Genomic DNA, 12219 nt, shown 5'->3' on the forward strand with positions numbered 1-12219 from the left:
TAGACTGGGGTGCCCAAGTCGACAATCGGAGAAACGGCATGGATCTGCTCCTGGCACCACCGACCGCCGCCGGACCCGTACACCTGGGAAGCCCGTACGAGGAGGTCCTGACCGTGCTCCGGCCCTGGGATGAGCCGCGGATGATCGGCCCCACCTCCCGGCGGGCGCGTCGGCTCATGGGCGACTTCGACCGGGTCGGCTACACGGTCTTCTTCGATGCGGAGGACCGCACGACGGCCGTGGAACTGTGGTGGCCCGGCGAGGGCCGACAGAGCACCACGCGTGTCCTCCTGGACGGGCACGACGTCTTCGCCACCCCCGCCGACAGAGTCCTCGCGGAGCTGCGCGAGCGCGGGTGGACCGTGGACGCCGAGGACCCGGAGCACGTCTTCGTGCCCGGCGTCTCGCTGGGCTTCACCCGCCAGACCTCCCAGGAAGTACCGCGCGACGGGCAGGGCCTGCCCGTCTCCTTCACATCGGTCCTCGTCGCAGGGAAGAGTTACTACGACTTCCGCTACGCGCAGTAGTGGTCGGCATGGTCGGCATCTACCTGTCCCCGCTCGCGGTGCGCCTGGTCGACGCAGGCGGGTTCCAGTGGATCGCGCGCACCGTGGCCTGCGAGCCGGCGGATACCCGCCCGGCGGGCAAGCGGCCCGCTGTGCGGGAGCCGGAAGCGGTCCCGGTCGCGCCGGGGCGCAGGGCGGTTGACTGCCCGCCCACCGAACTGCGGGTCGGCGACCAGGTCCTGGCGGACGGCAGGTTCGTCGACATCGTGGACCTGCGGCAAAGACACGGTGCCACACGGACCTGATAAGGGCTCAGGGCAGCGCGTCCGGGCTCGGGTTGGGGCTGGGCGTGGGCGCCGCTGGGGGCTGCGGTGCCGGCTTGCCGTGGGAGCGAGTGCCGTGCTCGGAAGGGTTTGCCGGGGTCGCGGCATCCAGTGCGGTGCTTCGCAAGGCGGAGGGCCGCGGCTCGTACTGGACGTACTTGTGCGGTCCGACAACGCGGCGAGTCCCGTGCCGGGCGTCGCCACCCGGTGAACCTTGCCGGTCACAGCACTAGCTGCACGTCTCTGCTGTTAGGATCCGCCACCGATTCGCTGATGGCTCTTGGGGGACACATGGATCACCGGCGCGCGCACACGCTCAGAGCGGCAGCCCTGGCAGGAGCTGTGACCCTCCTCGTGTCAGGTTGTGCCTCGCTCGGCAGCAGCACCCGCTCGAAGAACGTCGTCCGGACCGCGACGCCGACTGCGGTAGGCAGCAGTTCCAACCCCGCAGAGGCCCTTTGTCGTTCCCTCATTACTGCGCAGGACCTGCCGGCGGGCTTCAGCACCCCTTCGACGGCAGCTCCCTGCGATGACGACACCAAGCTTCAGTCCGCCGGCTTCGAAGGCCAGAACGGCGGCTTGGAGATGGTCAGTGAGGAGCTCGAGCGCGAGGCCGGCGCCGAGGAAGCTGCCGCTCGACTCCCGCAGGTCATCGCCGAGCTCAACATGCCGGCCCATGACCCGACGGAGCAGGACTCGGCACAATTTCGTGACCTCGGAGACGAGGCGCGCTACTTCACACAGCATTACGAGCAGACGTACTGGAACACTCTCTACATCAGGCGCGGAAACCTACTCATCTGCCTCAGTGTCACCAAGTACGGCCCCTTCACCCCCTCAGACATGCACCTTTTCGCGTCGAAGGCCGTCAAACGGACCGCGTCCTTGGGATGAGGCCGGGACGCCGGGCGTTCCCAGTGTGACCGGAAGCCGGTGCCTGGTGGCTTCGATCGCGCCGAATCCCCAGCCGGCCAGGCTCCGCTGGGAGCGTCGGTCACTTCTTCAGTCTCAGGGGGAGCCGGCCGACGACCCATCGGAGCGGAGCAGGGCCCGCAGCTCGTCGGGGGTGACAGGGGCTGGGTCACGAACGGGCCGGCCGACGTCGGCAGGCCAACCGGGACGGAAGCGTTCGACGAAGTCTGTGAAGTCGGTCCGCAGATACCGAGAGTCGGACGGCTTGAGCCGGATCTGCCGGCGGCCGTCTGCCCACCAGATCTCGAAATCGGTAACCGTGCCCTCCGCCGGCCAGTCTTCGCACTCGCTCGGCAGCAGCAGAACGTCGACAAAACCTCCGACGTTCAGGCCGATGTCCACGAAGATCCCGATCGCGCCAGGCCGGGGGACCTTCACCACGGTGCCCTCGAAGACCTGCCCGAAGCGCAGGTCCTTCCGAATCCGAGCCCACTCGACATCCGTCACCACGAACAGATCATCGCACCATCGTCCGTCCGTCTCAGCGCCACGTCACCGCCGTCATTTTTTTGTGAGCATCCGCGAGCCGGCTGATGACGACCGCCGAGTGTCTGTCCGTCTCCCCGGTCCTCGTCCACGACCCGGTGGCCGGCGAGAGGCGGCCGGGCACGGCGGCAGTCGATGTTGACGGGCCCGGAGTGTGTGGTGTCGAGTTGACGGTGAGAAGCGGCAGCGCATGCATAGGGGATCGACATGTTCATTGCGGAAGAGGACGTTTTCGATCCTGCGGAGATGCTGACCCTCTACGACTCGGTCGGCTGGGAGGGCTACACCAGCGACGTCGACAAGCTCTGCCGTGGTCTTGTGAACTCTCACCTCGTCATCACGGCACGAGATGGAACGGGAGCGCTCCTCGGACTGGCCCGGACCGTCTCCGACGACGAGCACATCTGTTACGTCCAGGACGTCGTGGTCAATCCGGCGAACCACCGGCAGGGGGTTGGCCGGGCGCTGGTCGAGCACCTGACGCGGCGCTACTCCCACTGTCGGTTCTTCCTCCTGTCCACGGACCATGAGTCGTCACCCGAGGGCAAGCGCAACCACGCGTTCTATCGGAGCTTGGGATTCCTGTCCTACGAGGAAAAGGAGATGGCAGGCTTCGGGCTGCCGAGGAACCGCCCCGACCTGCGCGATACGGCTCTGTAGCCTCAGAAGGTCGATTTCATGTCGTCGTAGATCACGGTGGCGTCGTCCGTCGGCAGCAGGATCTCGGCCTGCCGAGGACGGCGTCGCACTAGCGCATCCGGCGCCTCTCCTTGCCGGTGGCCTTCGGCGCCTGGCCCCACATCCACGAGGCCCCGGCAAGGGTGATCAGCACGCCCAGCACGCACATGCCGGCGGGCAGGCCCACCCACTCCAGGACCTCGATGAGCAGTCCCGCCAGCCCGTACCCGCCGGGGTTCTCCCCTGGGGCCGGTGACTCACCGGCCGTCAGGACGCCGGATACCGCGCCGTGTGCTGCCTGACCGCTTGTCAGGATGGTCGTCATGGTCTCCCCTCTCCATCTTCTGGGGAGCCCCGGCCGGCAGACCGCTTCACAGCCTGCCAGGGGCTCCCCACGTGTGATCACTACGCACGGAGCGTCAAGTGTGCGTGCTGACGCAGACAACTGCCCACCACGTCTTGGTTCCGTCGCTGGTCAGGACAGGCGAAGCCAGGGCGACGCCGTCGCCTTGGCCACCGAGCCGCCTTCCGGTACCTCAACTCCACGGACATCGTCGAACACCGGACCGGACGGTCAAACTTCGGGCCGTCCTGCAGAGCCGCCTCCGGCTGGTCTGACGGACATTTCCTGACGCCGCGGAATCCCCGGGACCCGCTGTCAGACCCGCCTGGCAAGATCACACGTATGACCAGCAACACCGGAACTCCCGTCCCGCTCCCAGCCAATCACCGCATCTCCGAGACGTACGTCGACTGGGCACGTACTCAGGGGCCGGGCGTCGAAACCGACGCCCGCGACATGCTGGAACGGGCGGGCAGCAGCCGGCACCGGTCCTGGGAGAAGCCCGGCCAATTCGTGGACGTCGCGGAGCGCCTGGCCCGGGGCCTGCCGGCCACCCACCTTCCCTGGTTCTGGGACACCATCGGTCACTGGATGCTGGAGACGCACCGGCGCTCCGCCGCGCGCGCCTACGCGCAGGCCCGCGCCGCCGAGCGCACCCACGCTCTGCCGGTCGATCCCGGCTGGCGGCGGGCGAATCAGCTGCTGTTCGCCCGCTTCGGCGCCCTGCCCGCCAGTGAACTCAGCGGAGCGGCGGCCTGGTTGGCCGGTGTCCTCGAAACGGATGACGCGCACGACGAGTTCGTCCGCCTGCTGAACGCCTGGGCGGCGTCTCCCGGCGAGCTTCCCGCCGATCTGGCCCGCCGGGTCCGGGACTCGGCCCGTGCGGCCGGGCTCGGCAGCGAGGAGGAGGCCCGAGTGCTGGGCAGGGTGCTGGCCGCGGCCCGCGGCAAGGCCATCCCCGACCGGCTGCTCGACGCGGCAGCCGGCCCGCTCGGCGACCACCCGCCCGCCGACGAGCAGGCCACCGCCCTCCTCGACCTGTTTCCCGAGTCCAAGAACGACGCGGCCGCCTGGCTGCGGCTGCTCATCGCGTGCGGTGCCGCCGACTCGGCCGCGGCCGGCCGGATCACCCCGGAGGGCGGCCTCGGCGACTGGCTGCGCCGGTACGCCGCCGGATACTCGCACCGCACGGTCGGCGGCGGGGGAGTGACCCGCCAGCCCATGCCCGCGGAACTCTTGGACCTGGTGGGCCGGTTCGCTCCGCTGCTGCGCGCGCACGGCACCCCTGTCCGGCTGCACGAGGACCGCTACCGGTGGCCGCATCTGGACGCCGACCTCCTCGACCTCTGCCTCGCCGAGGGCGTACCCGTCCACGACCCCGGTGCTGCGATCAGCCTGGAGTTCTGGGGTGAGCACTCCCAGCGCGACCTCAAGGCACTCGCCACCGACCCGGTGTTCGGCCCCCGGCTGGAAGGCACCGTGCACGCCGGGCTCCGCACCCGCAGCGGCGCTGCGATCAGCGGCACCGCCATCAGCCGGCTCCCGCACAATCCGGGCATCACGGCCGAGGTGCACGCCCGCGTCGAGAAGCTGCTCGACGCCCTGCGCGGCGGGGGACTCGCCGCCGCCGACGAGGCCGTCGACGAGTTGCGCGGCCTCCTCGACCGGCCCACCGCCATCGCCCTGGACGGCATCGAGGAGGCCCTCGACGCCATCGACCTCACCGGCCCGCTGGCCCGCGCCCTGCGTGCCGGGCTCCCCGAGGAGCTGGGCTGGCCCGCCCTGGACCAGGCCCTCGCCACGTTCCGTCCCGACGAAACCGTGCACGTCACCTGTACCTGGCCGGTGCTCACCGTGTACGGCGAGACCCGCGCCCTCGCCGTCGACCACGCCGGGCTGCGCGCGGACCACACCCTGGAACTGCCCGACGGCGCACTCGGCCACACCGTGCACTGGGTCGGCGGCCAGTTCCTCGTCGCCTGGAACGAGGAGCACGAGGAGAACGCTTCCAACACCGCCTACTGGTCCGACCATCCCGGCGAAAAGTTCGAACCGGAGCAGACGTACGGACTGCGCCCCTACGGTGGCAGCATCCAGGGCGGCCTCGGCTACCAGTTCGAAACCCCGGACGGGGACGGCCGGTTCGACGGCGAGCGCGTCCTGCGAGCCGGTGGACACGAGGGCATCGGCCACCGCGACTACCAGATGAACGACGGCCACACCTTCTGGAGCACCGAGGTGTTCAGCGAGGACCGCCGCGGCTGGAACCGCATCGACCCGGACACCGGCGTTCCCACCGCCGACCGCACCCTGCCCGCCTTCCACGACCCCGACCGGTCCCCGCCCGGCATGAAGCCCTTCCCCGACCACCGCATCCTCGCCGCACTGCCGCCCGGTGCCCCGCCCTCCCCGCTCGGCCAGGACGGCACACTCACCGGTTGCCGGGTCGACTACCGCACCCCGTACGCGGGTCCCTCGCCCCGCGAGTTCGTGCTGGAGTCCATCGACGGCCGCACCGCCTCCTACCGCAGCAACAACTGGGGCCGCCGCCCGTGGGGAATCCTTGCCCTGCCGCTCGGCGGTGAGGACGCCGTCCTGGCCGGAGGAACCACCATCCGCTGCCATGCCGCCGGCGACAACTCGTTGCTCTGGCAGGTCCAGGGCTTCCCCGGCAGCCGCCACCGGACCCGGAGCCGGGCCACCCTGGGCGAACTGGCCGGGCCGGTGCCGCCACCTGCCTTCTGGCACTTCCTCACCCCGCGCGACGCGCCCTCGTCCGGTGTCCTGCGGACGGTCACGGACAGTGCGGTGCGCGAGCTGCTGCACCAGGGCATCGGGCGCGCCCTGCCCGGGGTGACCGACCCGTTGGTCCAGGAGGGCGTCGACCGCGCCGTCCGGCTCGCCGCTGACGTACTGCGCCGCCGCCAGGAGCTGTCCCACCGGGTCACCGTCATGCGGGCCGGGCCGGTCGTCGACCTGCCCGACCCGGCGCCGGACAACCGGCTCGTCCCGGCCCTCCACGGCCTGCTGCCCCAGCTGCGCGCCTACGAGGAACGGCAGCCACAGCCACAGCCCGCCCTCCTCACCTCGGTCGCCGCCGACGGCCGGTACCTGCGCGGCGAGATAGACGACGAGGTGCGGGTGCTCGCCCTGCCCGCGCCGCCCGCCGAGTGGGCGGCGCTGACCGGCCGGATCGATGCCGTGGCCTGGCGAACCGTCGTCGCGGCCACCCCCGACGAGCACCGACGGGCGCTCGCGGCACTGCTCGGGGTGTGGAGCCGGCAGCCGTTCGCGGAGGCCGACAGCTCCTGGCGGACCGGCCGGGCCCCCGAGCAGCGGATCGCCGCACTGCGCGCGGACGGTTTCGCCGTGGCCTCCGGCCCGGACCGCAGCGGCCTCGCCCCCTTCCTCCAGCGAGCAGCCGATCCGGTGCCCGCCGATGCCGAAGAGTGGGCCACGCACACCATCGTCGCCGATGACGCCAACCGGCTTCCCCAGCTGCTGGCCCTGCTCGCCGGACAGGGCCCGCTGCCGGTGCCCGAGGAGGCTGTGGACCTGTTCCGCTGGCGCACCGGGGTGTCGCGCCCGATCGCGGCCCTGGTCCTCGACGGATTCGCCGGCAGCGACGACTACGGTGTGCACCGCAAGCTGGTCCGCTCCAAGCCGTACAAAGCCGACCGGAACACCCTCTACGCGTACGACGAGTTCCAGCGACGGCTCGGGCCGGCCGGCCGGCGCACCGTGCTGGCCGCCGCTCTGCCCGGCGACCCGGCGGAACTCTGGGCCCCCGGCGGGATGACCGCGGCCGCGGAACGCATGGCCGTGGCCTGGACCCGGCTGCTCGGTGGCGCCCCGTACACCGATGACGGCAGCCATGCCGCTGCCCTCGCCACGGACCACGGACTCCCGGAGATCTGGGCCGCGGCCCTGCTCACCGGCCGCCTCGAGGAACCTCTGGAGGCCGACGACGTGCAGGCCGCCGCCACCGCTGTCGCCTGGGCTCTCGCCGAGCGCCCGGTAGCAGACCCTGCGGCGCAGGGTGCCCGCGTCCTGCTCGGCGAGCTCACGGACCTGCCCGCCGATCTGCTCACCGCTCTGCGCAGGCTGGCGGACCGGTCCGCAACTACCCCCGTTCCGCCCGGCCAGTACGAGACCAACCCGCTGTTCAGCGTCCCGGACCTGGTGGACGAGGTGGCGGCGGCTCTCGGTGTCAGCCGTGACGCGGCCGCTCTCCAGCTCCAGCTGCACGCTTTCGACCGCCCGGCCGACCGCATCGTCCGCCGCTGGAACTCCTGGTCCATCGAGCACCACCGAGCCGTTCGCAAGGAGCTGACCGCCGCGAAGGCCCCGCGCCCCCAACCCGCCGCCCCGACAGAAGCCCCCGCTGCGGTCCCGGCACCCGCGCACGAGCGGTTCACCCGAGCCTGGGCGGACAGGTGGGGCACGGTCGGAAGCGAAGCGTGATGCCTTCCGATGTGGGGGTCTGATGGGTGGTCAGGCATCAGGCCGGAGGGAGAGAGCCGCGTGCGGCCGACGGCGGTGACGGATGCGTTCGTGTTGCGTCGTATCGCCGCCACCGCCCTGGCTTCCGGCGCCGTGGTCGGTGCTGCCGCGCTGCCGGCGGCCGCGCATGACGGTCACCGTCACCACCACGGCCGGGGGTGGAGAGCAGCTGGGTTCAGGCTGACAGTCTCGGACGCGACGGCCGCTTGAATCGCTCCCTGATCGCGTCGCGGGTGGAGATCACCAACACCACCCGCGACGCGATCAGCCTCCGTGGCGGGACTCTGCGCGACCGTGACGGCAACCGCTACTGCTTCGTGGGCGATGAGAGCCGCTGAGGTGGTGGCCGCTGTTCACGGGGACGCGTTCAGTCAGTCATCAATCCCGAGGAAGAGGATGGTGGCCCAGTCGCTGGTGACCAACAGCAGGTTGCGCGACCATATGGCGCCCATGCCCATGCGGGGGCCGTCGACGTCGCCGGAGCTTCGGACGGGCCCCAGATGGGCTTCGATGAGGTCGGCGATGCCGTCGGCGAGTTCGCCCGCCTGCCGGATCTCGACGGGATTGCGCACGTTGGCGTCTGGCCACCTGTTGGCGGGCTGCATGAACCCGTCGGTGACCTCTCGGCGGAGGATGTCCCGCCAGGCTCGCGGTGACTCGAACGGGACGACCGACGTTCCTACCTGGTGTCCACTGGCCCCCGCGTTGTACACGGCTTGGGCCAGACCCTTCATCCGGTCATGACCGGGTGCAGTCCCAGCCACTGGGACTACATGGGACAGCTCTATGGACGACACAAATGGGTTGCAGTCGTCGAGCAGGTCCTCGAGCAGTTCGACCGCGGCTGTCACTGCGTCCGGAGCGTCGAGTGGGTTCAGCATGGGCGTCGGGGTCCTCTGTGCGGCTTTCTGCGCTTCGGCCTCAGTGTGTCAGCCGAGCACATTCATGCGGCGAGGTCTTTTTGGGCGTTCGACGAGCTGACCGCGTTCGAAGCGGGACCGGCGCGGACCGGCGGGGCGAGGTGGGCGCCGGTGATCGTGCGCCATCGGGCCCTGGGCGGTCTCGACGGGCTTGAACACCATCGCGAGTGCCGCTGCCGGGCTGGGCTGCCGGCGCCGCGGGTGACCTTGGTGGGGAGTGTGAGGGTGGAGAACGTGGCCTTCGGGAACAGATCGACCGCGGCCGGGTGGACGAGCACGGCAACGTGATCGGCGCCGGCTTCAAGACCCCGTCCCAGGGCGCCGCCACCGGGCTGTGGGCCGCCACCTCCCCACTCCTCGACGGCCGCAGCGGGCTTCACCTGGAGGACTGCGACGTCGCCCGCGTCCCCGCTCCCGACACGCTCTGGACGACGGCGGCGTATGCGCGTACGCCGTAGACCCCCGAGGGTTCCGCCCGGCTCTGGGACCTCTCCGCCAAGGCAACGGGCGCGACGCCGATCCCGCGACGAACCCGCGCGGTGAGATCGGCGGTCTGCGCAATCAAGCCTTTGAATCGAAAGCCTCAGCCCGTGGCACCACCGTGGTTACGCAGGACGTTCAGAGCCGTGTCGAAGGCCGAGTCCCTCCTCTTGTCGAACTCCTCCTTCGTGAAGACCGGTTCTTTGAAGTGTGGCGGAATGCCTGTGCCGTCGAAGGTCCTGCCCGACCGGGTCAGGAACTCCTCGTTCGGAAGCCAAGCCGACATGCCGTTGGGGAGCTTGCGCTGCATGACGTCCGAGAAGACGCCCTGCGTGGGCTGCCCGACCCGGACCGTCTTGCCGGGCCGTTCAATGAGGGCCTGGGTGAAGGTCTCTCCCGCGCTGACGGTCGAGCCGCCGGTCAGCACGGCGACCGGCCCGGTGTAACGGGGCCCCTGGGCCGGCGTGACAAACACGGGCTGGGGGCGGGTGTGCCGGGTGGGGTCGGCGGGGTCGTTCCGGGCCCGCTTGGAGTAGGCGAGGTAGGGGGTGTCGGTGAGGCGCTCGGCGACGTGGATCCCCAGGGCGTCGGAGCCACCGCCGTTGATCCGCAGGTCGATGATCAGGTCCTTCAGTCGCTGGATGCGCTCCTGACTGATGACTGTGTCCAGCACCCTGTCGAGCTCGGCCAGCTGGGCGGCGTAGGGGGCGCCGGCGCCCGCGTATCCGCCGAAGCCGGAGATCCGCAGATAGCCCTGCCCGCCGGGGAGGTCGGCGTAGGTGATCCGCCCGTTGGCGAAGTCCTGGAGGTTCCGGGCCTCCTTGAGGTCGCGCGCCACGATGAACTTCTTGACCTCGGTGTCCAACTCCTCCTTGGGCGCGACGGTGCCGGGGCGAACCTGTGCGAAGGCGCGATCACCGTCCTGGACGGCAACGTGGGCGTCGTAGAGCGGCTTGACCATCTCGCTGAAGACGGCGTAGAGCGCGGCCCTCGTCGTCTCGGCGTGTACCCGGGGGCGGTATTGGTCACGTACGGCGTGCCAGTCGATGCCCTTGGCGGAAAAGAAGGGGTAGTTCTCCTCGAAGGACTGCCAGAAGACGTCAAAGGCAGCGAGCGGATCCTTGGGGGCCGGACTCGTGCAGGCTTCGGGCAACTCCCGGATCCGGCGCAGGTTCCGGTCGCCGATGGAGCCGTCCGCGCGCATGGACGCGCGGTCACGGCCTCCTTGGGTGCGCACGGTGAGGACGGTGCCGTCGGGCATGGTGTAGGTGCCGGGGCCGGTCCGCTGCGCGGTGTCGCCCTTGAGGCAACTGACGGCTGTGGTCTGGTATTCCTGGAGGGTTCCGTTCCGGATGGACAGGACTGTGCCGTAGCCGTCCATGCGCCAGATTCCATCGGCGGTCGGCTGTTGGGCGGTGGCGGCCGGCGCGGATCCGCCGGTGAAGACCAGCGCGACGGCGGCGGCCGTGACAATACGCACGATCTTGCCTTCTCTGTAGGCGACTTGCTCGGGACAACTCCACGCTCGCCGACACGGCGTTCTCCCGGCCATCCAGCTCTCCGGTTGATCGGGGGTGGTGCCAGCCCCACTACCAGGAGTAGACCCCGGCCTCCCGTCTCTCAGAGACATCCATGTCCCGGCCTCTACTGGACATCGGTACAGCCATTCACGGTAGCGAGTATTCCGCTTGGTGATCGGACGGCCGACGACCCAGCCCACCTTGGGTTGCGCGGCGCGACGACAGGTCGACCCGCCTGCCGCTCCGGACCGTGTGTGGAGCTGGAACACGGCCGCCGCCGAGGAGGCAGTCCAGGCGATGGGAACCACCGCGCTCGCCCTGCGCGGCGCTCACCGGCCTCCGCCACGGCGGTGTACACGGTCGCCCAGATCCTGGCACTGCTCCGCCGCGATACCGCCGCCGCCAATGGGCGGCTGTACCGGTGGTGTGTTGTGCGCCGGGTGATGCGGCGTGCGCTCTTGTGCGCCCCTTCGATATGCCGCGTCTGCGGCCGGTGCGGAGATAGGTTCGTTGCCAAATGTCCCAAGTGGCGGGCTGGGCCCGCCAGGCTGGAAGGAGTGCTGGTTTGCTGAAGCGTGCGGGGCTGTCGGTGGCTGCGGCTGTCGTGCTTGCCGGGGCTGTGGTGCCGGTTGGTCTGGCGAATGAGGCTTTCGCCGTTGGGGCCAGGGCGGGGGTGTGCAAGTCGTCGGTGGAGGGTACGTACTGCGGCTACTACTCGGGGTCGGCGTACACCGATCGCGGTGATGCGGGGGCCAAGGTGAAGGAGATCCAGGCGCTGCTGATCCATCATCACGGCTACTCGGTGGGCCCGAAGGGTGTGGACGGCTACTTCGGGGCGGGAACGGAGTCGGCGGTGAAGCGACTCCAGAGGGTCCACGGGTTGAAGCCCGACGGCATTGTGAGTGCGGAGACGTGGGGCGGGCTGCGTGGGGAGCCGTCGGATCGCTGAGGGCGCTCTTCTCCGGCTGAGCCCCCGTTGCTGACGGGCCGCGTGTGCGACGGCGGCCTTTGGGCTCGGTGGACCAGCCGTCAACGGCTCGCCCACCGAGCCCCAAGGCCATTCAGGGCGGCTCCGGTGGTGGCAAAGAGCTGGCCTCCGGGCGGTTTCGCCCCTACCGCTTTCGGTGCATCCCGGGGGGTGCCAAAGCCCGAGCCCAGGCAGTACGTGATGAAGATCCGGGTGACGGACGAGTGGCAACGCCTTGGTACGGCACGCGCATGATGCTACGGGCGATGCGCGGGTGAGAGTCCTACGCATGGACCACCACACCGCAGCTCGAGGACGGGCAGCAGTTCTTCCCGGGCCTGGGTGCGCCCCTGGGCACCGCCTTCCCGGCGGACGGGCCGTGCGAGCACAACCCCGTTCGTGGCGGTGGATGCGCCGAGCCTCGGATAGCAGGCCGACCCGACGGCCCTGAGCACTGACTGTGGGTGCCGGTAAGAACCGTGTAGGCGAAGCCCTCCCAGCCGCGGATCCCCCCGCTCCGA

Annotated in this window: 11 protein-coding genes and 1 pseudogene; 8 read left to right on the plus strand and 4 right to left on the minus strand. The window is 70.3% G+C overall.

The features are described 5' to 3' along the window. Positions 1 to 38 precede the first annotated feature (38 nt). The 3 genes from ACFYYJ_RS08495 to ACFYYJ_RS08505 all read left to right on the plus strand — a co-directional run bounded on the left by ACFYYJ_RS08495 (position 39) and on the right by ACFYYJ_RS08505 (position 1723). On the plus strand, positions 39 to 527 hold the full coding sequence (locus ACFYYJ_RS08495; RefSeq protein ID WP_385125408.1) for a hypothetical protein: 489 nt from the start codon (positions 39 to 41) through the stop codon (positions 525 to 527). An 8-nt stretch (positions 528 to 535) separates the two neighbouring features. Next, positions 536 to 811 (plus strand): hypothetical protein, encoded by a 276-nt coding sequence (locus tag ACFYYJ_RS08500; RefSeq protein ID WP_389129964.1) that lies wholly within the window; start codon positions 536 to 538, stop codon positions 809 to 811. A gap of 360 nt (positions 812 to 1171) precedes the next feature. Beyond that, a complete protein-coding gene (locus tag ACFYYJ_RS08505) occupies positions 1172 to 1723 on the plus strand; it encodes a hypothetical protein (protein WP_389129967.1) in 552 nt (183 codons plus the stop codon). Between the two features lie 114 nt (positions 1724 to 1837). On the opposite strand, the gene ACFYYJ_RS08510 is transcribed toward ACFYYJ_RS08505, so the two are convergent. Then, positions 1838 to 2251, minus strand: coding sequence for a hypothetical protein (locus ACFYYJ_RS08510; protein WP_389129969.1), 414 nt, complete (start codon positions 2249 to 2251; stop codon positions 1838 to 1840). Between the two features lie 243 nt (positions 2252 to 2494). Here ACFYYJ_RS08510 and ACFYYJ_RS08515 point away from each other — a divergent pair, with 243 nt between their 5' ends. Further along, entirely contained in the window at positions 2495 to 2947 is a 453-nt protein-coding gene (locus tag ACFYYJ_RS08515; protein WP_385125402.1) for a GNAT family N-acetyltransferase, read from the plus strand. 88 nt (positions 2948 to 3035) lie between these two features. Here ACFYYJ_RS08515 and ACFYYJ_RS08520 read toward each other — a convergent pair whose 3' ends face one another. Further along, on the minus strand, positions 3036 to 3290 hold the full coding sequence (locus ACFYYJ_RS08520; RefSeq protein WP_389129973.1) for a hypothetical protein: 255 nt from the start codon (positions 3288 to 3290) through the stop codon (positions 3036 to 3038). A 360-nt stretch (positions 3291 to 3650) separates the two neighbouring features. Between ACFYYJ_RS08520 and ACFYYJ_RS08525 the strand changes: the two genes are divergently transcribed. Both ACFYYJ_RS08525 and ACFYYJ_RS08530 read left to right on the plus strand, forming a co-directional pair. After that, a complete protein-coding gene (locus ACFYYJ_RS08525) occupies positions 3651 to 7772 on the plus strand; it encodes a hypothetical protein (RefSeq protein ID WP_389129976.1) in 4122 nt (1373 codons plus the stop codon). A gap of 245 nt (positions 7773 to 8017) precedes the next feature. After that, positions 8018 to 8149: a hypothetical protein gene (locus ACFYYJ_RS08530; RefSeq protein WP_385125399.1), complete on the plus strand. Its 132-nt coding sequence runs from the start codon at positions 8018 to 8020 to the stop codon at positions 8147 to 8149. A gap of 33 nt (positions 8150 to 8182) precedes the next feature. Here the strand turns inward: ACFYYJ_RS08530 and ACFYYJ_RS08535 are convergent, their stop codons facing one another. Beyond that, entirely contained in the window at positions 8183 to 8692 is a 510-nt protein-coding gene (locus ACFYYJ_RS08535) for a hypothetical protein (RefSeq protein ID WP_389129980.1), read from the minus strand. A 269-nt stretch (positions 8693 to 8961) separates the two neighbouring features. On the opposite strand from ACFYYJ_RS08535, the pseudogene ACFYYJ_RS08540 reads away from it, so the two are divergent. Next, positions 8962 to 9258, plus strand: a pseudogene (locus ACFYYJ_RS08540) (oxidoreductase); the annotation flags it as partial. A 56-nt stretch (positions 9259 to 9314) separates the two neighbouring features. Here the strand turns inward: ACFYYJ_RS08540 and ACFYYJ_RS08545 are convergent. Beyond that, complete coding sequence (locus ACFYYJ_RS08545) at positions 9315 to 10691, minus strand: S41 family peptidase (RefSeq protein ID WP_389129983.1); 1377 nt, start codon at positions 10689 to 10691, stop codon at positions 9315 to 9317. A 605-nt stretch (positions 10692 to 11296) separates the two neighbouring features. On the opposite strand from ACFYYJ_RS08545, the gene ACFYYJ_RS08550 reads away from it, so the two are divergent. After that, on the plus strand, positions 11297 to 11680 hold the full coding sequence (locus ACFYYJ_RS08550; RefSeq protein ID WP_385125391.1) for a peptidoglycan-binding protein: 384 nt from the start codon (positions 11297 to 11299) through the stop codon (positions 11678 to 11680). The last annotated feature ends 539 nt before the right edge of the window (positions 11681 to 12219 follow it).

This window comes from Streptomyces sp. NPDC002467 (genome assembly GCF_042889825.1).
Lineage (GTDB): Bacteria > Actinomycetota > Actinomycetes > Streptomycetales > Streptomycetaceae > Streptomyces.

What these genes read in the sequence shown, in the direction of transcription:
- ACFYYJ_RS08515 (WP_385125402.1), top strand. Translation starts at nt 2,495, where the DNA reads ATGTTCATTGCGGAAGAGGACGTTTTCGATCCTGCGGAGATGCTGACC.
- ACFYYJ_RS08535 (WP_389129980.1), bottom strand. Translation starts at nt 8,692, where the DNA reads ATGCTGAACCCACTCGACGCTCCGGACGCAGTGACAGCCGCGGTCGAA.
- ACFYYJ_RS08525 (WP_389129976.1), top strand. Translation starts at nt 3,651, where the DNA reads ATGACCAGCAACACCGGAACTCCCGTCCCGCTCCCAGCCAATCACCGC.
- ACFYYJ_RS08520 (WP_389129973.1), bottom strand. Translation starts at nt 3,290, where the DNA reads ATGACGACCATCCTGACAAGCGGTCAGGCAGCACACGGCGCGGTATCC.
- ACFYYJ_RS08495 (WP_385125408.1), top strand. Translation starts at nt 39, where the DNA reads ATGGATCTGCTCCTGGCACCACCGACCGCCGCCGGACCCGTACACCTG.
- ACFYYJ_RS08500 (WP_389129964.1), top strand. Translation starts at nt 536, where the DNA reads ATGGTCGGCATCTACCTGTCCCCGCTCGCGGTGCGCCTGGTCGACGCA.